This window comes from Rhizobium sp. AG207R, from assembly GCF_027109195.1.
Taxonomy (GTDB): Bacteria; Pseudomonadota; Alphaproteobacteria; order Rhizobiales; family Rhizobiaceae; genus Rhizobium; species Rhizobium dioscoreae.
In genome coordinates this window covers 191,383-216,023 of sequence record NZ_JAEPVT010000012.1, presented here as the reverse complement: position 1 = coordinate 216,023, position 24,641 = coordinate 191,383, and the positions used below count along the sequence as shown (strand labels likewise).

General features: G+C 58.9%; 25 protein-coding genes. 10 read left to right on the top strand and 15 right to left on the bottom strand.

The features are described 5' to 3' along the window. Positions 1-68: 68 nt before the first annotated feature. Together JJQ51_RS26655 and JJQ51_RS26650 are read right to left on the bottom strand one after the other, a co-directional pair. Positions 69-1,214, bottom strand: a complete 1,146-nt coding sequence (locus JJQ51_RS26655) for a glycosyltransferase family 4 protein (protein WP_113354720.1) — start codon at positions 1,212-1,214, stop codon at positions 69-71. A gap of 12 nt (positions 1,215-1,226) precedes the next feature. Then, positions 1,227-1,802, bottom strand: coding sequence for a polysaccharide biosynthesis/export family protein (locus JJQ51_RS26650; protein ID WP_069616269.1), 576 nt, complete (start codon positions 1,800-1,802; stop codon positions 1,227-1,229). 191 nt (positions 1,803-1,993) lie between these two features. Between JJQ51_RS26650 and JJQ51_RS26645 the strand changes: the two genes are divergently transcribed. Further along, positions 1,994-4,249 carry a GumC family protein gene (locus JJQ51_RS26645; RefSeq protein WP_113329015.1) on the top strand — a complete coding sequence of 752 codons (2,256 nt, stop codon included), beginning with the start codon at positions 1,994-1,996 and terminating at the stop codon, positions 4,247-4,249. Here the strand turns inward: JJQ51_RS26645 and JJQ51_RS26640 are convergent, their stop codons facing one another. Next, on the bottom strand, positions 4,250-5,506 hold the full coding sequence (locus JJQ51_RS26640; protein WP_113354722.1) for a GNAT family N-acetyltransferase: 1,257 nt from the start codon (positions 5,504-5,506) through the stop codon (positions 4,250-4,252). A 134-nt stretch (positions 5,507-5,640) separates the two neighbouring features. Continuing rightward, positions 5,641-5,850, bottom strand: a complete 210-nt coding sequence (locus JJQ51_RS26635; protein ID WP_069616272.1) for a DUF2842 domain-containing protein — start codon at positions 5,848-5,850, stop codon at positions 5,641-5,643. Between the two features lie 112 nt (positions 5,851-5,962). Between JJQ51_RS26635 and JJQ51_RS26630 the strand changes: the two genes are divergently transcribed. Then, entirely contained in the window at positions 5,963-7,066 is a 1,104-nt protein-coding gene (locus tag JJQ51_RS26630) for a COX15/CtaA family protein (RefSeq protein WP_113354723.1), read from the top strand. Between the two features lie 23 nt (positions 7,067-7,089). Here the strand turns inward: JJQ51_RS26630 and JJQ51_RS26625 are convergent, their stop codons facing one another. The 9 genes from JJQ51_RS26625 to JJQ51_RS26585 form a co-directional block, all read right to left on the bottom strand. Beyond that, complete coding sequence (locus JJQ51_RS26625; RefSeq protein WP_113390104.1) at positions 7,090-8,406, bottom strand: DUF2778 domain-containing protein; 1,317 nt, start codon at positions 8,404-8,406, stop codon at positions 7,090-7,092. A gap of 434 nt (positions 8,407-8,840) precedes the next feature. Then, the gene (gene argC / locus JJQ51_RS26620) at positions 8,841-9,773 is read right to left on the bottom strand and encodes an N-acetyl-gamma-glutamyl-phosphate reductase (protein WP_113354725.1); all 933 of its coding nucleotides are present in this window, start codon (positions 9,771-9,773) and stop codon (positions 8,841-8,843) included. A gap of 136 nt (positions 9,774-9,909) precedes the next feature. Further along, entirely contained in the window at positions 9,910-10,863 is a 954-nt protein-coding gene (gene speB, locus JJQ51_RS26615; protein WP_113354726.1) for an agmatinase, read from the bottom strand. Beyond that, positions 10,844-11,221, bottom strand: a complete 378-nt coding sequence (locus JJQ51_RS26610) for an antibiotic biosynthesis monooxygenase family protein (protein ID WP_269245516.1) — start codon at positions 11,219-11,221, stop codon at positions 10,844-10,846. The genes speB and JJQ51_RS26610 overlap by 20 nt, the downstream gene beginning before the upstream one ends. A 66-nt stretch (positions 11,222-11,287) precedes the next feature. Beyond that, on the bottom strand, positions 11,288-11,551 hold the full coding sequence (locus tag JJQ51_RS26605; protein WP_113354727.1) for a hypothetical protein: 264 nt from the start codon (positions 11,549-11,551) through the stop codon (positions 11,288-11,290). 140 nt (positions 11,552-11,691) lie between these two features. Next, positions 11,692-12,162 (bottom strand): 30S ribosomal protein S9, encoded by a 471-nt coding sequence (rpsI, locus tag JJQ51_RS26600; RefSeq protein ID WP_069616279.1) that lies wholly within the window; start codon positions 12,160-12,162, stop codon positions 11,692-11,694. A gap of 2 nt (positions 12,163-12,164) precedes the next feature. Next, positions 12,165-12,629: a 50S ribosomal protein L13 gene (rplM, locus tag JJQ51_RS26595; RefSeq protein WP_004122374.1), complete on the bottom strand. Its 465-nt coding sequence runs from the start codon at positions 12,627-12,629 to the stop codon at positions 12,165-12,167. Positions 12,630-12,867: 238 nt separating this feature from the next. Further along, positions 12,868-13,704, bottom strand: coding sequence for an EamA family transporter (locus JJQ51_RS26590; protein ID WP_113390105.1), 837 nt, complete (start codon positions 13,702-13,704; stop codon positions 12,868-12,870). A gap of 825 nt (positions 13,705-14,529) precedes the next feature. Beyond that, positions 14,530-14,856: a hypothetical protein gene (locus JJQ51_RS26585; protein ID WP_113329005.1), complete on the bottom strand. Its 327-nt coding sequence runs from the start codon at positions 14,854-14,856 to the stop codon at positions 14,530-14,532. Between the two features lie 113 nt (positions 14,857-14,969). Here JJQ51_RS26585 and JJQ51_RS26580 point away from each other — a divergent pair, with 113 nt between their 5' ends. After that, the gene (locus JJQ51_RS26580; RefSeq protein ID WP_015339469.1) at positions 14,970-15,398 is read left to right on the top strand and encodes a CoA-binding protein; all 429 of its coding nucleotides are present in this window, start codon (positions 14,970-14,972) and stop codon (positions 15,396-15,398) included. A 167-nt stretch (positions 15,399-15,565) separates the two neighbouring features. Then, positions 15,566-16,849, top strand: coding sequence for an O-acetylhomoserine aminocarboxypropyltransferase (locus JJQ51_RS26575; protein ID WP_152093451.1), 1,284 nt, complete (start codon positions 15,566-15,568; stop codon positions 16,847-16,849). 113 nt (positions 16,850-16,962) lie between these two features. Here the strand turns inward: JJQ51_RS26575 and JJQ51_RS26570 are convergent, their stop codons facing one another. Beyond that, positions 16,963-17,511: a phosphatase PAP2 family protein gene (locus JJQ51_RS26570; RefSeq protein ID WP_152093450.1), complete on the bottom strand. Its 549-nt coding sequence runs from the start codon at positions 17,509-17,511 to the stop codon at positions 16,963-16,965. 208 nt (positions 17,512-17,719) lie between these two features. Here JJQ51_RS26570 and JJQ51_RS26565 point away from each other — a divergent pair, with 208 nt between their 5' ends. The 5 genes from JJQ51_RS26565 (at position 17,720) to pstB (ending at position 22,129) form a co-directional block, all read left to right on the top strand. Continuing rightward, the gene (locus JJQ51_RS26565; RefSeq protein ID WP_113329002.1) at positions 17,720-18,064 is read left to right on the top strand and encodes a cupin domain-containing protein; all 345 of its coding nucleotides are present in this window, start codon (positions 17,720-17,722) and stop codon (positions 18,062-18,064) included. Between the two features lie 263 nt (positions 18,065-18,327). Next, positions 18,328-19,353: a phosphate ABC transporter substrate-binding protein PstS gene (gene pstS / locus JJQ51_RS26560; protein WP_113329001.1), complete on the top strand. Its 1,026-nt coding sequence runs from the start codon at positions 18,328-18,330 to the stop codon at positions 19,351-19,353. Positions 19,354-19,429: 76 nt separating this feature from the next. After that, positions 19,430-20,401, top strand: coding sequence for a phosphate ABC transporter permease subunit PstC (pstC, locus tag JJQ51_RS26555; protein ID WP_113329000.1), 972 nt, complete (start codon positions 19,430-19,432; stop codon positions 20,399-20,401). Positions 20,402-20,411: 10 nt separating this feature from the next. Beyond that, positions 20,412-21,263, top strand: a complete 852-nt coding sequence (gene pstA, locus JJQ51_RS26550; protein ID WP_113328999.1) for a phosphate ABC transporter permease PstA — start codon at positions 20,412-20,414, stop codon at positions 21,261-21,263. A gap of 29 nt (positions 21,264-21,292) precedes the next feature. Further along, positions 21,293-22,129: a phosphate ABC transporter ATP-binding protein PstB gene (pstB, locus tag JJQ51_RS26545; protein WP_095434490.1), complete on the top strand. Its 837-nt coding sequence runs from the start codon at positions 21,293-21,295 to the stop codon at positions 22,127-22,129. 139 nt (positions 22,130-22,268) lie between these two features. Here pstB and JJQ51_RS26540 read toward each other — a convergent pair whose 3' ends face one another. After that, positions 22,269-23,513, bottom strand: a complete 1,245-nt coding sequence (locus tag JJQ51_RS26540; protein WP_269245522.1) for a GGDEF domain-containing protein — start codon at positions 23,511-23,513, stop codon at positions 22,269-22,271. Between the two features lie 411 nt (positions 23,514-23,924). Here JJQ51_RS26540 and clpP point away from each other — a divergent pair, with 411 nt between their 5' ends. Continuing rightward, entirely contained in the window at positions 23,925-24,557 is a 633-nt protein-coding gene (clpP, locus tag JJQ51_RS26535; protein ID WP_269245515.1) for an ATP-dependent Clp endopeptidase proteolytic subunit ClpP, read from the top strand. Positions 24,558-24,641: the final 84 nt, after the last annotated feature.

The window sequence follows — 24,641 nt, the reverse complement described above, 5'->3', positions numbered from 1 at the left end:
ATCCAGTCGTTACCGGACAAGGCCTATCAGATATCAGCTAAAAAACACTTACAACACTTGCCTGTATTCTAACCGTCTTCGTTCAGGCCAAGTATATTTTGATACAAGTGCAAAGTATCCCGCGCCATGGCTGAAGCCGAAAAATTTGATCGTATCGTTCCGATATCGGGCATGTTGCGAGCGCCCCACAGCGGTTCTGTGATCGCTTCGGCCATGATGCGCGAGAGGTCATCGGCATCTTCCGGTTTGGCGAGTGCTGCGCTGTTTTCGCCAAGCGCTTCCGCAACGCCGCCGACGCGCGAGGCGATGACGGTCTTGCCGGCTGCGAGCGCTTCAAGAACGATATAGGGCATGGCCTCGGCGCGCGAGGGAACGACGATGTTCTGTGATACCGTGAAGGCTTCCTGCACGCGCATCGCGGGTAGCATGCCGATACGGTGACCGAGGCCCCGTTCGACCATCATTCGGTGATATTTGTCTCTATCCGGTCCGTCGCCGATCATCAGCGCTGACAGCGGCCTGCCGATCCGCCGCTCCGTTTTTGCAAAGGCGTCCACGAACAGATCGGGACCTTTGAGGTCCCGCAGCATGCCGATATAGACGAAATGCACGGAGTCCGATCGTGTCGGTATGGTGCGAAAATCTCTTTCGCTGATGCCGTTATAGATCATCACAGAGCGGGTGCGCGGCTTGCCGATCTTTCTTTCATAGGTGCGGCGTTCGAAGTCGCAAATGAAGATCAGGCCATCGGTGAGAAACTCGAGCATCCGTTCCAGGCTGTGCACCAGCATGCCCTGGAACGAGCCGCGCGAGAAATGCAGGCTTCCGCCATGCGCTGTATAGAGGCGGGCTACGCGACACCTGTTGACCCGCAGGATCGAGCCGAGAACGCGCGCAAGCAGGCCGCCCTTGGCGCCGTGCCCGTGCAGCACATCCGGCCGCAAACTCTTGATTTCTTTATAGCTGCTCCAAAGTGTCGCAGCATCCGAGAGGGTAATTTGCCGTCGGATCGGCAGACGGACGACGCCAAGAGCCAGGAATGGCGCGATATCGTCGAACAGACGATCCTCATGCTCGCCGCCCGTCAGGCTGTCGCAAAGGATGCCGACCTCATGGCCCGCTTTGCTCTGTTCCTCCGCCAAATCCCGAACATGGCGGAAGACCCCGCCGACGGGCGATCTGAAGCAGTGAAGGATTCGAAGCGGTCGGGCCATGAGCGGTCGCGGTTAGAACAACCGCTCTCTGACATAGATGGTGTCGCCTGCCAGCACAGGATCGGAGATGCCGACCCGTCCAGTCATGACATGGCCGTTGATCTTGCGGGTGACATCCGCGTTGGATTGGTTGGCCCGGCTGGTGAACCCGCCTGCGACCGCGATGGCATTCTGGATGGTCATGCCCGGCACATAGGAATATTGGCCCGGCTGGCCGACTTCGCCCATAATATAGACCGAGCGATAGCGGTCGATGTCGATGGTGACGTCTGGATCGCGAATATATCCCTGGCGAAGCTTCTGCGCGATCTGGCCGGAGAGCTGCTGTAGCGTGCGGCCGCGGGCAGCAACCTGGCCGATCAGCGGGAAGGCGATATAGCCGGCCTGATCGACAGTATAGGTGTTGGTCAGCCCGGCTTGGTCGAACACCGTGACGCGCAACCGGTCGCCGCTGTCGAGGGTATAGGGCTGGATCGTGGCCTCGTTGAAGGCCTTGGGTGCCGGTTGATAGGTGTTGCAGCCGGTGAGCGCGGCGCTCACGGCAGCCATGCCGAGTGCAAGGACAATCTTTGACTTTGCGAAGGGCATTTCGCGCTCATTAGAAAGGGAAGACACTGCCGTCGTTATCGATCCGTTAGGGTTAACGGTCGGTAAAGAGCAAATCAAATTCCAGGAAAAAATTAGAGATGCCAAAAATAATGCTGGCGAAATACTATTAACGCTTGGGTTACCATAGTCGTTTACGATTAATTTTGGCTTTCTATTACGGAGTTTTGCATATGTCCGGTGTCAACAACACCCAGCAGGATGTGGACATCGATCTCGCTCAGCTCTTTCGCGCTGTGTGGCAGCGGCGGGTGCGCGTCGTTGCCATCACGCTGGCAGGCGCCTGCGCGGCATTCGCGATCGCCAAGGTCATGTCGCCGGAATATCGCAGCGAGGCCCGCATCCTCATCGAGCAGCGTGCGCCTGCCTTTGCGGCGACGACATCGGGCAACGATGCCGGTGCTGGCCCGCTGCTGGACGAGTTGAATATTGCCAGCCAGGTGCAGATCCTGCAGTCGGCGGATCTGGTGAAACAGGTCATTACCAATCTCAAGCTCTACGATCGTCCCGAATTCGCCGCCGGCAACAACGGTTCTGCTCTCTCTGATATTCTGATCAAGCTGCATCTGAAGCGGGCGGCGGCCGACAAGGCCCCGGAAGAGCGGATGCTGGACGCCTTCAACAGCCGCCTGCAGGTCTATCAGATCAACAGCTCACGCGTGATCGGCATCAGCTTCACGTCCCGCAATCCGGATCTCGCCGCCAGCGTGCCGAATGCCATGGCGCAGGTCTATCTATCCATGCAGAGCGGCGCCAAGCTCGATTCCAATAGCGAGGCGACGCGCTGGCTGGAGCCGGAGATCGCCAAGCTGCGCGATAAGGTGAGCGAGGCGGAAAAGAAGGTTGCGGATTATCGTTCCGCCAACGGGCTTCTCCAGACCAGTCAGAACAACAATTTCGCCACGCAGCAGCTCGCGGATATCTCGACGCAGCTGGCGCAGGTGCGTGGCGACAAGGCCAATGCCGAGGCGAGGGCGCAGGCGGTGCGCAGCGCACTGTCCAGCGGCCGTTCCACCGATACGCTTGCCGACGTCGCAGGCTCGCAAACCATTCAGCGGCTGAAGGCGACCCAGTCTAATCTCGAGTCGCAGATATCGGATCTGTCCACGACGCTGATGGATGGGCATCCGCGGCTGAAGAGCCTGCGGGCGCAACTCGTCGATATCCGTCAGCAGATCGATCGCGAGACCCAGAGGATTCTGGCAAGCATCGAGAACGAGGCGAAGGTAGCGCAGCTGCGCGAACAGCAGCTCCTCGCCCAATCGAATACGCTGAAGGCCGATAGCGCCCGGGCAGGGGAGGACGAAGTGGGCCTCAATGCGCTGGAGCGTGAAGCTGCGGCAGAGCGACAATTGCTAGAGACCTATCTTGCCCGTTATCGCGAAGCGGCCTCTCGCGTCGACAAGAATTCCAGCCCTGCCGATGCGCGCATCGTTTCCACGGCGGTCGAACCGGTCGATCCCTCTTTCCCGAAAGTCGGCCCGATCGTCATCGTCGCTACCCTTGCCACCTTCATCCTCACGGCCATCGTTATCATGCTCGCGGAGCTGTTCAGCGGCCGTGCATTGCGGCCGGTCGGGCCTGCCCGCAGGGAAGATGCCGTCATGCTGGAGACGGCGAAGCGCACTCGACCCGTCGTCGAACCTGCTCCGGTTCGGGCAGTTGCGAGCGCGAGCGGTGCCGAGGCGCCGGCAAGCATGCTTTCGATCCCGCCAGAAGACATCGCGGTTCAGGTTGCAGACACTGCAATTGCGCCCGACGCCGCTGCCGCCCCGGGCACTGCAATCGCTCCGGACCATGAACCCAGGCAGGCTGCTCGCGCGACGGAGGAAGAGGAAGATTTCTCCATCCAATCCGTCGCGGATTATCTGATCGACAGCGGCTCGCGGCTGGCGATCGCCATATCTCCGACCGGTGATAATGGTTCGACCGCGACTGTCATGCTGGCGCGGACCATCGCCGATGCGGGGAGCCGTATCGTGCTGGTCGATATGACCGGCACCGGATGTCCCTCCAGACTCATGGCAGAGCATGACGAACTTCCTGGCGTAACCGACCTGCTTTGCGGCGAAGCGGCCTTTGCCGATACGATCCATCCGGATCGCCTGTCGGATGCCCATCTCGTGCCGCAGGGCATGAGCGACCTTGCCCGTGCCATGCGCGGCGCCGATCGTCTGTCGCTGATCCTCGACGCACTCGGTTCGGCCTATGACATCGTTCTGGTGGAATGTGGCGCGGCTGAAGTCTCCGGCGTCGCACGGCTGACGCGCAGCAAGGAGACGGAAATCATCCTCTCCATGCCTGAGCCCGACGAAAGCCAGTTCATCGCTGCCATGACGGAATTCCAGAAGGCCGGCTACGAGCACATCATTCTGATGTCCGGCTGGCGCGAGGAGCATGATCCGGACACGCGCCGGGACGCAGCCTGATCAATCCGCGTCGCCGCCTCCATCATCCGATGCGGTGCCGGCTCCATGCCGTGCCCGCAGCCGCTGGATGAAGGAATAGAGCTTGCGATTGGATTTGATCGCGACCTTCGTACGCGTGATGACCCGGTTCGCCATCGCCGCGAGACGCCCCATGCCTGAGACGGGCAGGAAGAGATCATACTGCACCGTTTCCATCGGGCACCAGGAACGCTTGTAAATCTGGTCGCCGATACCGAAGTCGAAGAGCGCGACGCCTTCGCGATGCAGCCGCTCGATCATCAGCCAAAACAGCAATTCGCCGGGGCTCGCCTCCGCAACCAGAGCCTCATCGATAGAGGCAAACTGGCAGATGACATGATCTCCCTTGCGGGACAGGGCAGCGATGGCTGGAATATGGCCCTCGTGTTCGCCTTTTAGGCGCAGCGCATGCATCTCCAGCGTCGCGCCGATGCCATCGCCTTGGCGTCGGCGCAACATGGCGTGCAGCGCAGCCTTGATCCGGCCATCCTTGAACGCATCGGGCAGGCCGGCATCCTCGAAGCGGATCGCCTTCTGCCGGAAGAACAGATCGAGCAATGCGTCCTGCTCGTCAGGACCGGCGATCACATATTCGTAGCCGCCCCTGGCATCGAGAAGCCGGCTCTGATGCTTGAACTTCTTGCGCCGGCGCTTGGCATTGACCTGCTTTAGGCTTGCTTCAAAACTGCCGAGGAAGGGCATCTGAAAGGCGTGGTTCTGATTTTCGATCGACGTCAGCAAAGCGAGCGGATTTTTGCGGCCGCGCCATTCGAGCGGGACGTTGCGCAGGATGACGACGTCCACCTTGCCGCGCAAAGCCGCCGAGATGGCGCTCGCCTGGGGAGCCGTCAAACCCCCATTCTCCAGGAACTCGGCTGAAAACAATCCGGTATTGATATTGTTGTGGTGGCCTCCGATGAACTCGGCTCGTCTTGTCCCGCGACTGCGAATGATTTCGAGCGGCAGGATGAAAGCAACCTGGTCTCCGATCGAGCCCCGGATGATGGCGAGAGGACGTTCGAGGTTCTCCACCCAAGCTGCGCACCAGTCATAGCTCTGGTGCAGCGAGTTGAGATCGTCCCGTTCCAGCGCGCGCCATTCGGCTTCGAGCGGTGCCATGCTGTCGAAGATGTCGACCCGCAACTGATCGGCGGCGGCGGGCTCCATCTCGATGGACGCAATCCGCTTATCCGCTGCTTCGGCGGCCATGCCAGCGATATCTCGCGTCTGGGTCTGCATCCGATCTTCTCCGCTCCGGCGGTATTCGGGCGCAGTCTGGCGGGCAACGGCTTATTTTTGGCTTAAGATGGACACTCGCGCCGGACAAGGTGCGGATCAGGGTTAGCCTAATGTAAATCCTGCCAGAACGCGCGTTACTGCGGGCGCGGCCCGGCCATCCACTTGATGATGCCCATTGCCGGCAGCACCCAGATGATGCCGCTGAAAAGGAAATAGAGGAAATGCACCCAGCCGGGTTGATCTGCAAGCGTTCGCACTGCAACGATCATGGCGACGATCGCATAGATTGCAACCAGCAGCACCAGCAGGATCATGCCAATGAATTTGCGCAGGCGAAGGGGCACGGGGTTTTCTCCTCATTATGGCAGCATGCCGCGACGGCATGCCGCAAACTCCCGGGACTTGTTTTGCACGCCCCTATCGGGCAAATCAACAGCCTGATCGAAGGGAGAAGCCATGGCTGCCACTAATTTTACGACCGAGCAGGCTATTTTGAAGGAAGTGGCTCGTCAGGACCGCAATCGCCGCGCCATACGCATCTGGCTCGCCTGCGTGCTTCTGGTTCTCTTCGGTCTCGTGCTGGTGGGAGGTGCCACGCGCCTCACCAATTCCGGCCTGTCGATCACACAATGGCAGCCGATCCATGGCGTCATCCCGCCGCTGAATGCGCAGGAATGGCAGGACGAATTCGATCTCTACAAGCGCATCCCGCAATTCCAGATCCTGAACAAGGATATGACGGTCGAAGAGTTCAAGGGCATCTTCTGGTGGGAGTGGGCTCATCGCCTGCTGGCCCGCACCATCGGTATCATCTTTGGCCTGCCGCTACTGTTCTTCGTGTTGACGGGCCGCGTCGAGCGCAAGCTCTGGCTGCCGCTTGCGGGCATTTTCCTCCTCGGCGGCCTTCAGGGCGCGATCGGTTGGTGGATGGTCTCCTCGGGGCTCGAAGCGCGCACCGACGTCAGCCAATATCGCCTTGCGACGCATCTCGTGACGGCCTGTCTGATCTTTGCCGCCTGCATGTGGTTCATGCGCGCCCTGTCGCCGCATTCGAACGAGCCGCCGCCTACACGTCATTCAGCAAAACTCGCCGGTTTGATTGCTTTTATGGCCTTGTTTCAGATCTATCTCGGCGCGCTCGTCGCCGGTCTCGATGCAGGCCTCAGCTACAATACCTGGCCACTGATGGATGGCGCCGTCGTACCGAGTGATCTTTTCATACAGTCGCCGGGCTGGATCAATTTCTTCGAGAACCCGAAGACGGTCCAGTTCGTTCACCGCCTCGGCGCCTATGCGCTCTTCGCCGTGGTCGCCGTCAACATGATCATCTCGCTGCGCGCGGCGGCGCAAACGACCCATGCGCGGCGATCCGTCGTTCTCTTCGTGCTTGTGCTGATCCAGGCGATCCTTGGCATTTCGACGCTGCTGCTGCACGTGCCGCTGCATTTGGCCTTGGCGCATCAGGCCGGCGCCCTGATCGTCTTCGGCTTCGCGATTGCCAATTGGCGCGGGTTCTATGGTGAACTGCCGCGCCAGACATCGATCGTCGTGAGAGATTGAGGCGCTTTGCGCCTCGAATCCTTTTACCGCGCAGAAGCGACGCTTGCCGCCGACGACATCCGCGAGACGACTTTCAACCGCTTGATTTCGCCGCGCCGGAAGGCAGCCAGGAAGCGATTGTAATCCTTGAAGACCACGCAGCCATTCGATTCGCCACGGCCGCCTCTGAGCATGTAGGTGTGAGCCAGCAGGCCATCGCGGCCATAGACGCGAGCGCCGTTTGCAGGTGTCAGGCGCAGCGCCTGCACGCCATGGAACAGGCTTTCCCTATAAGTCAGGTTATACGTTTCAGGCGGCGTCGGGCCGGTATTCTTGCGGTCGACATAGCGGGGATTGTCGCGCATGTGGCCGAGGCCGGAATGGGCCTCGAGGCGCTCGCCGCTCGGCAAATAAACGGTTTTCGCCTCGATGTCGTAGATCGCCGTGCCTGCGCCGGGGCTGATCGCCGCAAACGGATTGATGAACGGCTTCGTCTTGCGCACGGAACTGTCATCCGGATCGGCATACGCCGTGAGACGTGATGGTGGCTGAGCGGTTGCTTCGTCGCCCGTCGCTCTGGCGATCGCGCTCGTGGCATTGGCGCGCTGCATGGGTGTCGGTGTCTCGCGGGCAGGGCGGGCCACCGGAATGACGTTCAGAACGGCTTCGGCCACCGCAATGTCGGCGTCCTTGGCGGGCAAAGGCTTGGCTTCCGCAACGGCGGGCAAGCTTACCGCGGGGGCTGCCGAAGCAACCGCAGCCGGCTGTCCGGTCGTCTTTAGAGGACTTGCGGCAGGTATCAGCGCGGCTGCATACTTTGCTTGGCTCAGCGATTGCATTGCAGTCGCGAAGTTTATGGCGATGACCTTGCGCAAATGGTCGATCTTCTCGGGTGAAGCCGCGGCCACTTCGATACGACCGCTCTTGATGCTCGCCGCTACGTCCTGCGCCTGTTTCATTTCGGAGGTCTGCTGTGCAAGCGCATAGGCTAGTTGCAGTCGAACCGCGTCCGCACCGACACCTTTCGTTTGAACATCCGCGTCTGCGATGCTGCCGAAGCGGCTCTGTCCATGCAGCGAGGTCGTCTGGCTGGCGTAGCGGACGGGATGGGCCGCGCGGCTTGGCGGAACGATGAATGCCGATGCGCGGGGCGCCAGGAAATTATCGGTCGGCGCCGCTGCGCCGGGAAGCGATAGCACCATCGATTGCGTCGTCATCAGCGTCGCCGCGATCCAGGCGAAAGCAGCGACTGCGACGCCGGTGGCCAGGGTGCCGGGACGGATGCTGAAGGATTTTTTTGATCGCGAGGCGTAGCCGGAGCGCGAATTGAAGTTACCGAACGTTTCGGTCACGAACGCCATGATACTCGTTATCCAAACTACACAGACACCAAGCCGGCTCAAGAACGCACACGCGCCCTAACGCGAGTGTCGCGTTCGGTCGCCAACTTGCCGGCTGTCTGGAAGCATGCCGAATTATGGTAACCAATTCCTTTACGATGGCTCATTCTTGGATATTCATTGAAAAAAGGGATAGTTTTAAACGTCCCGCCCATTCGGACCAGCAAAGCCGTTAAAGAGGAAATCCGGCCGACAATTGGTCGCGGAGCCTCGCAGGCATTCACTTTTCCGTGTAGCTTCGGCTAATTTAGAGCGGCGGCAAAAATAAGGCCGCAAACAATGGCGAGCTCGAAATCGCGCAAAACCCCTTGCGGGCATGTAAAAAGCCCGGCCTGATCGATCCTCTACGGATGAACGGGCCGGGCCGAACAAGCTTCGATTTGCGTCGGGCTGAGTTAGGCGCTCAGCATCAGATCCATGTTCTGTACGGCTGCACCCGATGCGCCCTTGCCGAGATTGTCGAGCAGCGCCACCAGATTGACTTGCGCTCCGCCCGGCGTGCCAAAGACGAAGAGCTTCATCGTGTCCTTGCCGGCGAGCTCGACGGCGTTGATGCGGGGCAGGGCGCGGCTCTCATCGAGCGAAACGACTTGAACGATATTCTGACCGGCATAATGCTCGACGAGCGCGGCATGAATGCTCTCCAGCGTCGCGCCTTCCGCGAGATCGCCAAGATGCAGCGGCACCTGTACGATCATGCCCTGGGGGAAGCGGCCGACGGAGGGCGAGAAGATCGGCGCGCGCTCCAGCAGGCCGTGGGTCGTCATCTCGGGCACATGCTTGTGGGTCAGCGGCAGGCCATAGAGGAAGTGCGGCGCGGTGATCGCATCCGGATGATCCGGATTTTCCATCTGGGCGATCATTTGCTTGCCGCCGCCCGTGTAGCCCGACACGGCATTGACCGTCACGGGATAGTCCGTCGGAAGGATGCCGGCGGCGCGCAGCGGCCGAATGACACCGATCGCACCTGTCGGATAGCAGCCGGGATTGGCAACGAAACGTGCTGCCTTGATCTTGCTGCCCTGGTTGCTGTCCATTTCGGCAAAGCCATAGGCCCAGTCGGGATGGATGCGGAAAGCCGTCGAGGTGTCGATAACGCGGACGTTGTTGTTGCCCGCCACCATCTTCACCGCTTCCTTCGACGCGTCGTCGGGCAGGCAGAGGATGGCGATATCGGCGCTATTCAGCATGTCCTCGCGCATGGCGGCGTTGCGGCGTTCGGCTTCGGGAATGGACAGCAGCTCGACATCGCGGCGGTCGGCCATGCGCGTGCGGATCTGCAAGCCCGTGGTTCCGTGTTCGCCATCGATGAAGATTTTCGGTGCCATCTTATTCCTGCTCTTTCAATAGGTTCAGAGTGTTTCCGGACTCAGTTTGCCATGCAGTTGATTCAATTTCATAACGGCCGCTGTGGAAGCAGAAGGCGGCTTTCGAAAACCGTCCCACCTATCCCGAAATCATGTCTCAACGACCGCTCGCACGTCGTTCGGCGTGGAGACCGAGCGTATACATCGCCACGGTCGCCCCCGCAATGGCGGTGATGTCGGCGTGGTCGTAGGCGGGCGACACTTCGACGACATCGGCCCCCCGGATGTCAAGCTGATGCAGCCGCTGCAGCACCGACAGGATCTTGGCGCTGGAAGGGCCGCCCGCGACCGGCGTTCCCGTGCCCGGGGCATAGGCCGGATCGAGGCAATCTATATCGAAGGTCAGATAGGTTGGTGCGCCTTTGGTATGAGAAATGATCATCGAAGCGATATCGCCGGCGCTCATATCTTCAACCTGATTGCCATAGAGGATCTGGATACCAAAATCCTCCGGCGCATGCGTGCGGATGCCGATCTGGATGGAGCGATCGGGGTCGATCAGCCCGTCACGTACGGCGCGCGCGACGAAGGAGCCATGGTCGATACGCTTGCCGTCATCGAACCAGGTGTCCTGATGGGCGTCGAACTGCACCAGTGCCAGCGGCCCATGCTTGGCGGCATGCGCCTTCAACAACGGCCATGTGACGAAGTGATCGCCCCCTAGGGTCAGCATGAAGGCGCCGCTGTCCAGGATCGTGGCCGCCTGTCTTTCGATTGCAGCGGGTGTCTCCTGATGATTGCCGTAGTCGAGCAGGCAGTCGCCATAGTCGATGACGGCCATCTCGGCGAAAAGATCGCGATTGAACGGATATTGCGGATCATTGTCGAAGATGGCCGACGCACGGCGGATCGCCTGCGGTCCGAAACGCGTTCCCGGCCGGTTCGAGGTGGCGGCATCGAAGGGGATGCCCCAAACCACGGCATCGACACCATCAAGCGATTTCGTGAAGCGGCGGCGCATGAAGGAGAGCGCGCCGGCAAAGGTCGGGTCGCTCGCAGCCGAGGTCAGGCTTGCCGCGGTAAAGGCATGGTCAATCGATGTGCTCGGCAAGGGCCTCTCCTTTGCTCGCTTGAAAGTCGTAGGCCCATTCTATCCTACCTATGCGAACCTTGTATTCTTCGTACCAGCGCTCGCGCCCGAGTTTCTGCGCAGCCAGATGCGACACCACGTTCTTCCAGGCGAGGATGCTTTCCTCGTCCCGCCAGAAGGAGTTGGTGATGCCGAAACCATCGGCACTTCTCGCGCTTTCAAGCCCAAGAAAGCCATCCTGCGCCCTTGCCAGTTCTTCCATGCGCTCGCCCATCGAACCATAGCCGTTGTCGCCTTCGGTGCGGAGCGACGCGAATGTGACGATGTAATAGGGCGGCTCGGGAGTGGCCGCGAAACGCGATGAAGTACTCTTGCTCATGGTGTTTCTCCGGAGAGCGGTCAAATCTGGAAATTCAGGCTGGAATTATAAGCCAAGATCCGGTGATTATTTGCTCGATCTAGCGGTGCATTGATATGCCTTTTTCACACAGGCGATCTGCGGCGTGGAACACTCGGCCTGCCCATCGGTCACGACACAGTAGGAGCAGCTGTCGTTGAACTCGCGACAATCGGCATTTGCGTGGAGAAAATCCTTCATGCTCTGCATATCCGCCGTCGTTTCTGCAGGCGGAGCTGGCTGGGCATCGTCACACAGAACGGGTACGGCGCTGGCAATCAAAAACAGAAGCGAAAAGATGAATCCACGCATTGAACTCTCCCGGTGCTTGTATCGGGACTTTGCCACAAAATGTGCCGCTTGCCTTCGCGGATCTGCATCTTTTCTCATGATGTAAAAGAAAAAGGCCGGGAAAACCCGGCCTTTCCAAAAATCCGATCTCGGGTAAGCGATTAACGCTTGGAGAACTGGAACGAACGACGTGCCTTTGCGCGGCCGTACTTTTTGCGTTCGACAACGCGGCTGTCGCGCGTCAGGAAGCCACCCTTCTTCAGGACCGAGCGCAGGCCAGGCTCGAAGTAGGTGATCGCCTTGGACAGGCCGTGACGAACGGCACCAGCCTGGCCGGAGAGGCCGCCGCCGGCTACGGTTGCTACGATGTCGAACTGGCCGTCACGGGCAGCTGCGACGATCGGCTGACGCAGGATCATCTGCAGAACCGGACGGGCGAAGTAAGCCGTGTAGTCCTTGCCGTTGACGATGATCTTGCCGGAGCCGGCCTTGACCCATACGCGGGCGACGGCGTCCTTGCGCTTGCCGGTCGCGTAGGAGCGGCCGAGCGAGTCAACCTTGCGGACGTGAACCGGAGCAGCAGCTGCTTCAGACGTCGTGCCGAGGTCCTTCAGGGAGGAAAGGTCAGCCATTATCAGGCGCTCCTTACGTTCTTCTTGTTCAGCTTGGCGACGTCGAGGACGACCGGCTGCTGGGCTTCGTGGGGATGGTTGGAGCCGGCGTAGACGCGCAGGTTCTTCATCTGGCGACGGCCGAGCGGGCCGCGGGGAACCATGCGCTCGACGGCCTTCTCAACGACGCGCTCCGGGAAGCGACCTTCGATGATCTGGCGAGCCGTACGCTCCTTGATGCCGCCGGCATAACCGGTGTGCCAGTAGTAAACCTTGTCTTCGTACTTCTTGCCGGTGAAGACGACCTTGTCGGCATTGATGACGATGACGTTGTCGCCGTCGTCGACGTGCGGCGTGAAGGTAGCCTTATGCTTGCCGCGCAGACGCATTGCGATGATAGAAGCGAGACGGCCAACGACAAGCCCTTCGGCGTCGATGAGAACCCACTTCTTCTCCACCTCTGCAGGCTTCTGGGAGAAGGTTGCCATGTTGCATACTCTCTTTTAGGACCCTTGGCCCGAAGGCGTCTGGGCGTTTCTTGTTGCTTGGTTTGGCGCGTATGAATGCGTGCCAAAAAAGAAAGCAGCCGGGAGAGGCTGCAATCTGCGGCGGCTTATAGATCGATTAAGGGCCAGGGTCAATATCGCCTGATTGACAGGCCGCAAAAATTATAAAGTAAAATCAATATGTTGTTTATGTGGTAAAATAAGACCACATAATTTATCGTCAGCCAAGCCGCAAAACCAGCACTCCGCCAGCAATAATGGCGCCGGCAATATAGCGCCAGATGCTGGACCGCTCCTTCAAAACGACGACGGATATCACCAAAGCGAAGAGGATCGAAGTCTCGCGCAAGGCGGCGACCATGGCGACCGGCGCCTTGGTCATCGCCCACAAGGCCAGCCCGTAGGAAGCGATCGAACCGCCGCCGCCGATAAGCCCGCGCCACCAGTTGTAACGGACGTGGGCGGCGACGGCATTGATGCCGCGTTGCGATATCGCCCAGGCGAAAAGGAGAATGGGGGGAGGGAGTGCCATCCACAGAGTATAGGATACCGAATTGCCCGATATCCGCGCGCCGATGCCATCCACATAGGTATAGGTCGCGATGACAACGGCATTGGCGAGGGCGAGAACGATCGCCCGGCGGCTGCCCTTTCGGGCCTCGAAGGCAAGCGTCAATATGCCGGCACAAATGGCCATGGTGCCGATCAATGCGCCGCCCGAAAGCGTTTCCTTCAAAATGAAGCTGCTTGTCGAGACAATAATGAGCGGTGCGACACCACGCATCAGCGGATAGACGAGCCCGATATCCCCGGCGCGATAAGCGGCTGCCACCAGTTGGAAATAGGCGAATTGAAGGATGGCCGAGGCACCGATGAACGGCCATGCCGCTGAGGCGGGCAGGGGAAGGAACGGCAGAAGGGGCAATGCCGCGACCGCGCCGCCGGCCGAAACCAGCGCCGCATCGAGCGATTTGTCGGTTCCGGCCTTGATGATCGCATTCCACGTCGCGTGCAGCAGGGCGCCGAAAAGAACGAGCGCGATAACGTCGAGAGACACGGAAAACCTCGGAAATTGGCAGGCGTAATGGCAATGCTTGGTATTTTGTGGGAGTGCGGTCCCCATATGATCAGCAATACATCGAAAAGCAACGAAATATCGGTCATTCTGACGGCTTGCCATTTGCTCCGGTCATGTCGGGCGCTGAGAATGGTGTTTTTGTTATGTTCCAGATCGCTCTTTTCAGCATTATAAGTAACTAATTTATTGGAGTATGAAGCGCGAACAAATATCGCATGTCCTGTGAACGCGAGAGTAGCATTAGACACTTCTTACTTAAAAACGACAGAGGGCTGTGTCGCCTGCAACGCCGCGTGTTGTCGGGCGTGGGAAAATCGACGCGAAAACGCCGCGCGCAATCTCTCTTCCCCTCATGAATAGAGTGGATAATTCTACAAGAGGTGAAAAATATTACAGGTAGAGCGCGCGATGCTGCTGATGAAAATCATACTAAGAGATAAGTATAGAATCGTCGAACCAAAAATTGGCAGGGCAATATCATTGCGCGAACTCGAAAATTATTCTGTGGGAAAATAATCAAATAGCATATGTTCCGCGTTCGCATTCGGTTCTCGTTGGAATTGACTATCTATGCGAAGTTTCTAATTTATATGCGAATAAAAAGCGAACAAAGATTGCATTTCCTGAGAACGCAACCCCGCGGCTTCAGGAAAATTTATGAAAGCGCTTTGGAGAGGGGCTTGAACACAGGCGTATAAATGCCCGCGCGCGGCCATAGGGCCCAAGATGCACCGTGCCTGGGACAATCAATGGTCGTATCGAACTCGTGAGCCGTCCGTCATATCCAGCCGTAGTCTATTGCGATCAGCGTCGGAAAATCAAATCATCGTCATCGAGGTCGGTCGTCGGCCTGCATATATAGACCGGACAGGAAGCGCGATCCTTCGTGGGGAGATAATCCTGATAGGCGTAAAAGCCCATATCGCATGCGCCGCTGTCCGCAACATAGCGATCATAGAGCGTCATGTTCGGTGTTCTTCTGGCCGGATAACGCATGATGACTGCACGCTCCCGATTGATGACCGCCCTGGCCTCGGCGCAGGTCATGGACATGGAATTATATCGCGAAATCGCCAATGCCGGCGTCGCGGCCGAAGTGACGAGCAGGCCCAGCAGGATGAAATTTTTCATCTGAGTAATCCTCCCTGAAGTTGTTATAATACAATATATATACGCGGAGACCGCCATTGCGGTTTCCATATTTGTGACAAAACGCAAGTGTGATCGAGGTGGGAGGCTTCGTGATGAACCACGATAGTTATGACGATTCCTATATAGCCGATATCCTCTTGTCCGTAAGGACCATCGCGCTCGTCGGCGCTTCGCCCAATCCCGCGCGCCCGAGCAACGGTGTGATGGCCTATCTCCTGAACAGGGGATATCGCGTCATCCCCATCAATCCCGGACAGGCCGGCAAGGAAATTCTGGGGCAATGGGTCTATGCACGCCTGGCCGACATTCCCGAGCCTGTGGATATGGTCGATGTTTTTCGGGCGCCGGAATATCTCCGATCGGTCGTGGAGGAGACGATCATGATCGAGCCGCGGCCCCCGGTCATCTGGGGCCAACTCGGCGTGCGTGACGATGCGGCTGCGGCGAGAGCGGAAGCTGCGGGGGTAAGGGTCGTCATGGACCGCTGCCCGGCTATCGAGTATCCGCGTCTGGTCGCTTGACCGAGATCATGCATGACGGCTGCATTCTGCCGTTTATCGCGCGATCTCACTGAAAGATGGCAAGTTTTTTCCGCGAGCCGAGAAGCACGGCAAAGTTCGCGGTTAACTTTCATATGCCAGGCGTTATGCTTTTCCCGTTACGAACAAGATCCGGCGGGAGGAAAAATATGCCAACCAACAACCCAGGTTTCGACACGCTTGCGATCCACGCCGGCGCGCAGCCAGACCCGGCGACAGGCGCGCGCGCGACGCCGATCTACCAGACGACCTCCTTCGTCTTTCAGGACGCCGATCATGCCGCTGCACTGTTTGGATTGCAGCAGTTCGGCAATATCTACACGCGCATCATGAACCCGACGCAGGCGGTGTTGGAAGAGCGGGTGGCGGCTCTTGAAGGCGGAACCGCGGCTCTCGCGGTGGCCTCCGGTCATGCGGCACAGCTGCTCGTTTTCCATGCCATCATGCAGCCGGGCGACAATTTTGTTGCGGCCAAGCGGCTCTATGGTGGCTCGGTCAATCAGTTCGGGCAATCCTTCAAGAATTTCGACTGGCGAGTCCACTGGGCCGATTCCGCCGATCCTGCGACCTTCGAGGCGCAGATCGATGGCCGCACCCGCGCCGTCTTCATCGAAAGTCTTGCCAATCCCGGCGGCACCTTCGTCGATATCGCCGCGATCGCGGCCATCGCGCACAAGCATGGCCTGCCGCTGATCGTCGACAACACCCTTGCAAGCCCCTATCTCATCCGGCCGCTGGAGCATGGCGCCGATATCGTCGTGCACTCGCTGACAAAATTCCTCGGTGGCCACGGCAATTCCATGGGCGGCATCATCGTCGACGGCGGCACTTTCGACTGGTCCGCCTCGGGCAATTATCCCATGCTGTCTTCACCGCGCCCGGAATATAACGGCGTCGTTCTGCATTCGACTTTCGGCAACTTCGCTTTCGCCATTGCTTGCCGGGTGCTAGGCCTGCGCGATCTCGGGCCAGCCATCTCGCCATTCAATGCCTTTCTGATCCTGACCGGCATTGAGACGCTGCCATTGCGCATGCAGCGCCATTCCGACAATGCGGCTGCCGTTGCGCGTTGGCTGAAAGCGCAGGAAAAGGTGGCATGGGTGAACTATTCCGGCCTGGAAGACGATCCGAACCATGCCCTCCAGCAGCGTTACTCACCGAAAGGCGCGGGCTCGGTCTTCACCTTCGGACTGAAGGGTGGTTATGAAGCGGGCAAGGGGCTGGTCGAAGGTCTGGAGCTCTTTTCGCATCTTGCCAATATCGGCGATACGCGTTCGCTCGTCATCCATCCCGCCTCGACGACCCACAAACAGTTGACTGACGAGCAGAAGGTTGCCGCCGGTGCCGGCCCGGATGTCGTGCGTTTGTCGATCGGCATCGAGGACGTCAAGGACATCATCGCCGACCTGGAACAGGCGCTCGCGAAAGTCTGATGAGGTTCCTCACATAGCTTTGGCAACACTTTTTTATTGGGTTGTATTGAGGCGACCGGCGAAAAAACGTGAAAAACGGGGCGCTCGCATATATGGCCTCTTCAAATCTGACCCTATAGGATGCCGGTTACGAAGCGATCCAGCCGGGTTTCTGGACGATAGAGCGTCTTGACCAGGATCGCCGCGAAAACGGCGGTAAGCACCCCACCCATGACGTCACCGACATAATGCGTGCCGACGTAGACTCGCGAGAAGGAGACAAGGATCGCGCCGAGTAGGAAGAAGAGGCTTCGCTCTGGCATGCGTTGAAGTGCAAATGCGGCAACGATCGCGAACGCGGCCGTTGCGTGGTCGGAGGGAAAGGACGGGTCATTGCTGCGATTTATAAGTAGCTTGGTGACTCCGACATCATACGGGCGAACGCGACTGACAAAAAACAGGATGACTTGGTTGATGCCGAGACCGATGACGAAGGTCAGGCCCGCGGCAACGAGTGCGTGTCGGGTTTCCGATCGACGTTCTCCGACCCACCATTGGACAGCGACGAGAACGATCAACAAGGGAACGCCGTAAGCCGTGATTAGGATCATCAGGCTGTCGACTGTCGGGTTTCCGGCTATGCCATTGATCCACTCTGTTATAACGACATCTAGTCCATACATGCTGGCCCCTTCTGAACTGCGATTGCGATTTCGGCCCGATTGAGATGGTCGAGCCAAATTAACGAAGCGCACTAGGGCATTGTTTTCTGACGTTTCCCTGAAAGGTGGGAGCTTGGCATGGGGCGGCAGGTCAGGATGATATGCTTTTCGGGTTCGCGTTTTATTGGGTTCGCGGAGAGCCACATAAGGCAATCGACAGGAGACATTTGTGACGACCTATCTGGCAGTGGACATCAGCGACATCGAACCGGAAACGGGCGCGCCCGCAGCTGATCGCCTCGTTTCGGGAGCCCCAATCTTTCGCACATGGAATGTTGAAGAGGCCGATGGCGGCCTTTACGTCGGCATATGGGAGGCGACGCCTGGCAAATGGAAGGTCGTCTATGACGAGTGGGAATACTTCCATATCCTCTCCGGCTACTCCGTTGTAACGTCAGACGATGGCGAGGCCTTTCATCTGCGTGCGGGCGACCGCCTTATCTTGAAGCCGGGCTTCAAGGGGACCTGGGAAGTGATTGAAACGACTCGCAAGGATTATGTGATCCGTCTTTGACGATGCTCTTGAATTAGAACATGAAGTTCGCGTTCATGCGCCCTTTGGCGCGCTTCATTTCCTGCCGTTCCGCGATGGCCGTGATGATTGCCGCAGGTTGTGTCACTGCCGCTTCATTAAACTGTCATCAAACTGAAACAATGCGTCTTTAGAGCCAAGTCTGTCGCCGGGAGATTTCAGGCGGGGAGGTTCGTTTACCATGGGGACCTCGCGCCGATCTTCTGCTCGCCATCCTTTCATTCACTTGAGGAAGTGAGTCTACTATGCTTAACCTGAAACTCCGTTCGCTTTGCCTGACTGCAGGCCTCATCGCGGCTATGTCCGCTTCGGCCTCCGCTGCCGACATCACGGGCGCCGGCTCGAGCTTCATCGCACCGGTTCTGTCCAAGTGGGCTGAAGGCTACAAGGCTGCGACGAACAATGTCGTCAACTATCAGTCGGTTGGTTCGGGCGCCGGCATCAAGCAGCTTCTCGACAAGACCATCGTATTCGGCGCTTCGGACAAGCCCATGAGCGACGCCGACCTCGAGAAGAACGGCATTGCCCAGTTCCCGATGATCTCCGGCGGCATCGTCGTTTCCTATAATGTCGAAGGCGTAAAGCCGGGCGAACTCGTTCTCGACGGCAAGACGCTGGCTGACATCTTCCTTGGCAAGATCGCCAAGTGGGACGATGCAGCCATCAAGGCTCTCAACCCCGATGTAAAGCTGCCGTCCACGCCGATCTCGGTCGTTTACCGCGCCGACAGCTCGGGCACGACCTTCAACTTCACCGACTACCTGTCGAAGGTTTCGCCGGAGTGGAAGGAAAAGGTTGGCTCGAACACGGCTGTTGAATGGCCGGTCGGTTTCGGCGCCAAGGGTTCGGAAGGCGTTTCCACGACCGTCAACCAGACGGCTGGTTCGATCTCCTACGTTGAATATTCCTACGTCGTCGCCAACCACATCGGTTTCGCGAAGATGAAGAATGCTGCCGGCAAGGTTATCGAGCCGAGCCTGGAAACCTTCAAGGCTGCCGCTTCCAACGCCGACTGGGCCAAGGCCAAGAACTTCAACCTGATCATCACCAATCAGCCGGGCGAAAAGAGCTGGCCGATTGCTGCCTCGACCTGGGTTCTGCTCTATAAGAAGCCGGCCGATGCTGCTAAGAACGAAGAGGCACTGAAGTTCTTCAAGTGGTCCTATGAGCATGGCCAGAAGGACGCGACCGCCCTGTCTTATCTCGCGGTCCCAGACAATGTTGTCGAGATCGTTGAGAAGTCTTGGAAGACGGACTTCGGCACGAAGTAATTTGTGCTAGGCGAGAAAGTTGCGGCGGGCAGGGTATTTCCCTGTCCGCCTTTCGTGATAGGACAAGGGGAAATCGATGGCTAACGCGACTCAAATGGCGGGCTTCCAGGCTGTGAATACCTCCGCCGCGACCAGAAAATTCCGAATCCAGGATCGGATTTTCTATTTGATGACGCTTGGCTCGGCTGTTCTTGTCGTGCTTCTGCTGCTGGCAATCCTCGTGGTTCTTGTCATCGATGCCTTGCCCACATTTCAGACCTTTGGCTTGTCGTTCCTCTGGGGCACCAAGTGGAGCGCGCCGGCTGATATTTATGGCGCCGTGCCTGCCGTGGTCGGTACGCTTGTAAGTTCGTTCATCGCCATGCTGATTGCTGTTCCCCTCGGCATCGGCATCGCCATATTCCTGACGGAACTTTGCCCCGGCAGCCTGCGCCGTCCAATCAGTACGGCCATCGAGCTTCTGGCAGGCGTTCCCTCCATTATCTACGGCATCGTCGGCCTGTTCATTCTCGTGCCGCTCATGCAGAACTATATATTGCCATTCCTTATCTCTACGGTCGGCCAGGTGCCGGTGATCGGTCTGCTGTTCCAGCCGCCGGCCCCGGGCGTCGGCCTGCTGACGGCAAGCCTCGTGCTCGCCGTCATGATCCTGCCGTTCATCACCGCAATCTCCCGCGACGTGTTCAGCACCGTGCCGCCGATGCTGCGCGAATCCGCCTACGGCATGGGCATGACGACATGGGAAGTGGCCCGCCACATCCTGATCCCTTATACACGCCGTGGCCTCGTCGGAGGCATCATGCTTGGCCTTGGCCGCGCGCTTGGCGAAACCATGGCCGTCACCTTCGTCGTCGGCTCGGTGAGCCGTCTGCAATCGTCGATCATTTCGCCGTCCACGACCATTTCCGCCCAGATCGCGAACAACTTCGGCGATGCCGACGGTCTGCAATTGTCGAGCCTGATCGCGCTCGGCCTGCTCCTGTTCGTCCTTTCCTTCTGCGTGCTTGCAGTGGCGAGATGGATGATCGGCCGCGGCGACTCGCTCTGAGGAAAAAACCATGGAAAATGCAGTTCGTCAGAATCTCGTGTCGAGGCGTTATACGAAGAACAAGGTGATGATGGCCCTGTCCTTCCTCGCGGCCATTCTCGGCATATTCTTTCTCAGCGTGATCCTTGTCAGCCTGGTTTATCGCGGTGTATCGGCGCTCAGCCTCGACGTGTTCACCATGTCGATCCCGGCTCAGGGCTCGCGCGGCGGTCTGATAAACGCAATCTACGGCACGGTGCTGGTCACCGGCTGTGCCATTCTGATCGCAGCGCCGATCGGCATTCTAGCCGGCACCTACCTGGTGGAATATGCCAACGGCACCAAGCTTGCCGAGGTCGCCAAATTCATCAACGACATTCTGCTGTCCGCACCCTCGATCATCGTCGGCGTGTTCGTCTACGGCGCCGTGGTCGTGCCCATGCACGGTAATTCTGCCATCGCGGGCATCCTAGCGCTGGCGCTGATCGCCCTTCCGGTTGTCAACCGGACGACGCAGGACATGCTGTTACTGGTGCCGAATGCGCTTCGCGAGGCGACTGCCGCGCTCGGTGCGCCGCGCTGGAAGTCCATGATGATGGTGATCTACCGTTCCGCCTGGACCGGTATTCTCACCGGCATTCTGCTGGCCATCGCCCGCATCAGCGGCGAAACCGCACCGCTTCTCTTCACTGCCGGCTATAGCAAATTCATGAATACGGGCCTGACCGGTCCGATCGCCACGCTGCCGGTTGCCATCAACACGCTTGCCGCCGATGCTGGCGAGGATCTCAAACAACTGGCCTGGGCCGGTGCGCTGATCATCACCGTCGCCATCCTTGCCCTGAACATCCTTGCCCGTGTCTTGAGTGGGCGCCGTCAATGACGCAGCCGTCGAACGATAGGAATGAGACCATGAACATGAGCGACAGCAAATTTCAGAGCGTCAACGCACAACAGGGGAAGGACGCCGCTTCCCAGTCGGATCTCGGTGCGCTCGCGAAGCTCGAGGTGAAGAACCTCGATTTCACCTATCAGAACGGCCATCGCGTTCTGAAGAGTGTGAATATGAATATCCGCAAGAACGCGGTCACCGCCTTCATCGGCCCTTCGGGTTGCGGCAAGTCCACGCTGCTGCGCACCTTCAACCGCATGTATGATCTTTACCCCGGTCAGACCGTGGCTGGCGAAATTCTGCTGGATGGCCGCAATATCCTCACCAAGGACGTCGATCTCAACGATCTGCGCGCCAAGGTCGGCATGGTGTTCCAGAAGCCGACGCCGTTCCCGATGTCCATCTACGAGAACGTCGCTTTCGGCATCCGCCTCTATGAGAAGATCTCCAAGGCGGAAATGGACGCCCGCGTCGAGGCGGCGCTGACGGAAACGGCGCTGTGGAGCGAAGTCAAGGACAAGCTGCATCAGAGCGGACTTGGCCTTTCCGGCGGCCAGCAGCAGCGCCTCTGTATCGCCCGCGCCATCGCCATTCGTCCCGAAGTCCTCCTGCTCGACGAGCCCACCTCGGCTCTTGACCCGATCTCGACCGCCAAGGTCGAGGAACTGGTGTCGCAGTTGAAGGGCGATTTCACCATCGTCATCGTCACGCACAATATGCAGCAGGCAAGCCGTATCTCCGACAGCACCGCCTTCATGTATCTGGGCGAGCTGATCGAATACGGCGCGACCGAACAGATCTTCCAGGCGCCGAAGGTCAAGCGCACGGAAGACTATATCACCGGTCGTTACGGCTGATACGGCTGGACATTGCCGCACAATTTGCGAAGGCGCGCCTTTCAGGCGCGTCTTTTCGTTTGAGAATGGCGGCCTTGTTCGGCACTCGCACCATTTGGTCAAGAGAAAGCTTATAGGATGGGTGTGCCGAATGAGCCGATCACATCCTCGCGAGCGTGCCCATGCGCCGCAAGGCGTGGATCTGGTCGTCGAGCGTCGGCACAAGCTCGCCTTCATCCGCTGCGGTCGCCGCGTCGGGCTCCCTCGCAGTCTCCATTTCATTGAAGACGATAGTGCAGTTGCGGCCTGCGCGTTTGGCGGCGTAAAGCGCACGGTCTGCGAAAGAGACCAATCGATCCCAGCTGACGGTATCGTGGGGCATGATCGAGACGCCGATGCTGACGGTTGCCGGCACCAGCGAGCGACCAGCAAGCAGCGGCACGCGGCAGAAATCGGCGCGGATGGTTTCCGCCAGCGCTTCGGCCTGCGATTGCTCGTCTATCGGAACGAAGGCGACGAATTCCTCTCCGCCCATTCTGCCGAATGCGCCAGTGCGAGGCACGAACTGACGCGCGATGCGGGCAAACTCGACCAGAACCGCATCGCCTGCCTGGTGGCCATGGCGGTCGTTGATCTTCTTGAAATGGTCGAGATCGAATAACAGGGCGGCAAGTTTCTGTGGCCGGTGCTGCCCTTCGCCGGCAAGGATCTCGTAGCTTTCCTGAAGTCCGCGCCGGTTCAGGACACCGGTCAAAGTATCGGTAATGGAAATCGCCCGCCAGCGGCGCTCGGCGCGTTCCATAAGAAGCTTGCCGTTGAGAACGATGGCGACGATGATGAGCAGGGCATAGCCGAGTGCCATGTAGCCGCGATAGATCATGGCCTGTTCCAATGGCGGGGCCATCAATACCATCGAGAGGGCAGAGCCGAAGCAGAAACAGGCGAGTGTCACGAAGATGATGCCGAGCTGCCCGCGCGCCGGTTCGCGCCGGCCATCGGCCGGGTGGACGGCAAAGGCGAGCAGGGTCGCGCCGACGGCGCCTGCGAGGTCATAGACGATAATGCGATTAACGAAATTATCGGTGACCCAGGGCAGGCTGACGCCGATCAGCCAGAGCACGGGAGGCAGGAACGCCGACCATTCCAGCTTGCGTTTGTCCATTATGCGGAAGCCGGCGATCCAGGCGCTTTCGCCAAGCAGTCCGACGGCATTGCCGATCTGGATCGACCAGATGTCGGGGATGACGCCGCGAGCTGCCACCAGGGCGAATCCCGCGGCACTGATGGTGAAGCCCAGAGCCCAGATCAGATAGGCGGGGGATTTGCGGTCGTGCCGCCAGGCAAGAAGGAGGACGGTCGCCAAGGTGATGGCTTCCGAACACCAGATGGTGAGGCCTGTGGTCATATTCAGCACGATCGGACGTCTCCGCTTTTTGGGGCCGTCGGCGCGAGCGGCACGACGATTTCCGCGATCGGCTCATCCTTGCCCAATAAGATGGCAAGTTCCTTAAATGAGTTGGTAAATTTTGCCTGTGGTGGAGATCTCCGCCCGATGGGTACAGACCTTCATGCTTCCTTCACCTTGCGACCGCGAATTGTAGTGGGTAGCGGATGGTGCGTCGCTACGGCGTCTTGGCATTCGAGGAGTCGTGGTTAGAAATGCTTTGTGAACGCTTCGTGGGGCATTCGTGCTTTTTGACGTTATGCTTTCGGGCGTCTTGAAGTGCAGGGCAGGGACACTCTATGTAGGAGTAAAGGATTTTTACTCCGATTCCCGGCGTCTCCGTCGCCGGGGCAAGTTTGATAAAGGACGCACATGAGAAATCCAGTCGATACAGCTATGGCTCTGGTGCCGATGGTTGTCGAGCAGACCAACCGCGGGGAGCGGTCTTACGATATCTACTCCCGCCTGCTGAAGGAACGCATCATTTTCCTGACCGGACCGGTCGAAGACCATATGGCGACGCTGGTGTGCGCACAGCTTCTCTTCCTCGAGGCCGAAAACCCGAAGAAGGAAATCGCGCTCTATATCAATTCGCCGGGCGGCGTCGTGACCGCCGGCATGGCGATCTACGATACGATGCAGTTCATCAAGCCGGCCGTTTCGACGCTCTGCATCGGCCAGGCTGCCTCGATGGGATCGCTGCTTCTGGCCGCCGGCGACAAGGACATGCGTTTCGCAACGCCGAATTCCCGTATCATGGTTCATCAGCCCTCGGGCGGCTTCCAGGGCCAGGCTTCGGACATCGAGCGCCACGCGCGCGACATCATCAAGATGAAGCGCCGTCTCAATGAAGTTTACGTCAAGCATTGCGGCCGGACCTATGAAGAGGTCGAGCAGACGCTCGATCGTGACCATTTCATGTCTTCGGATGAGGCCAAGGAATGGGGTCTGATCGACAAGGTGCTGACGTCGCGTACTGAAATAGAAGGTGAAACCGTCTCGTGATTATCCACTAGGCGGTGACTTCTACGCCACAGTTCTATCCCATTTGTGATCGAATAGGGGTTTAATGTGGAGCGGAACGCGGTA

What these genes read in the sequence shown, in the direction of transcription:
- JJQ51_RS26575 (WP_152093451.1), top strand. Translation starts at nt 15,566, where the DNA reads ATGCCAACCAACAACCCAGGTTTCGACACGCTTGCGATCCACGCCGGC.
- JJQ51_RS26610 (WP_269245516.1), bottom strand. Translation starts at nt 11,221, where the DNA reads ATGAGCAAGAGTACTTCATCGCGTTTCGCGGCCACTCCCGAGCCGCCC.
- JJQ51_RS26655 (WP_113354720.1), bottom strand. Translation starts at nt 1,214, where the DNA reads ATGGCCCGACCGCTTCGAATCCTTCACTGCTTCAGATCGCCCGTCGGC.
- argC (WP_113354725.1), bottom strand. Translation starts at nt 9,773, where the DNA reads ATGGCACCGAAAATCTTCATCGATGGCGAACACGGAACCACGGGCTTG.
- pstA (WP_113328999.1), top strand. Translation starts at nt 20,412, where the DNA reads ATGGAAAATGCAGTTCGTCAGAATCTCGTGTCGAGGCGTTATACGAAG.
- JJQ51_RS26585 (WP_113329005.1), bottom strand. Translation starts at nt 14,856, where the DNA reads ATGAAAAATTTCATCCTGCTGGGCCTGCTCGTCACTTCGGCCGCGACG.
- JJQ51_RS26625 (WP_113390104.1), bottom strand. Translation starts at nt 8,406, where the DNA reads ATGGCGTTCGTGACCGAAACGTTCGGTAACTTCAATTCGCGCTCCGGC.
- pstS (WP_113329001.1), top strand. Translation starts at nt 18,328, where the DNA reads ATGCTTAACCTGAAACTCCGTTCGCTTTGCCTGACTGCAGGCCTCATC.
- JJQ51_RS26605 (WP_113354727.1), bottom strand. Translation starts at nt 11,551, where the DNA reads ATGCGTGGATTCATCTTTTCGCTTCTGTTTTTGATTGCCAGCGCCGTA.
- JJQ51_RS26645 (WP_113329015.1), top strand. Translation starts at nt 1,994, where the DNA reads ATGTCCGGTGTCAACAACACCCAGCAGGATGTGGACATCGATCTCGCT.
- pstC (WP_113329000.1), top strand. Translation starts at nt 19,430, where the DNA reads ATGGCTAACGCGACTCAAATGGCGGGCTTCCAGGCTGTGAATACCTCC.
- rplM (WP_004122374.1), bottom strand. Translation starts at nt 12,629, where the DNA reads ATGGCAACCTTCTCCCAGAAGCCTGCAGAGGTGGAGAAGAAGTGGGTT.
- JJQ51_RS26580 (WP_015339469.1), top strand. Translation starts at nt 14,970, where the DNA reads ATGAACCACGATAGTTATGACGATTCCTATATAGCCGATATCCTCTTG.
- pstB (WP_095434490.1), top strand. Translation starts at nt 21,293, where the DNA reads ATGAACATGAGCGACAGCAAATTTCAGAGCGTCAACGCACAACAGGGG.
- JJQ51_RS26570 (WP_152093450.1), bottom strand. Translation starts at nt 17,511, where the DNA reads ATGTATGGACTAGATGTCGTTATAACAGAGTGGATCAATGGCATAGCC.
- JJQ51_RS26640 (WP_113354722.1), bottom strand. Translation starts at nt 5,506, where the DNA reads ATGCAGACCCAGACGCGAGATATCGCTGGCATGGCCGCCGAAGCAGCG.
- clpP (WP_269245515.1), top strand. Translation starts at nt 23,925, where the DNA reads ATGAGAAATCCAGTCGATACAGCTATGGCTCTGGTGCCGATGGTTGTC.
- JJQ51_RS26630 (WP_113354723.1), top strand. Translation starts at nt 5,963, where the DNA reads ATGGCTGCCACTAATTTTACGACCGAGCAGGCTATTTTGAAGGAAGTG.
- JJQ51_RS26650 (WP_069616269.1), bottom strand. Translation starts at nt 1,802, where the DNA reads ATGCCCTTCGCAAAGTCAAAGATTGTCCTTGCACTCGGCATGGCTGCC.
- JJQ51_RS26540 (WP_269245522.1), bottom strand. Translation starts at nt 23,513, where the DNA reads ATGACCACAGGCCTCACCATCTGGTGTTCGGAAGCCATCACCTTGGCG.
- rpsI (WP_069616279.1), bottom strand. Translation starts at nt 12,162, where the DNA reads ATGGCTGACCTTTCCTCCCTGAAGGACCTCGGCACGACGTCTGAAGCA.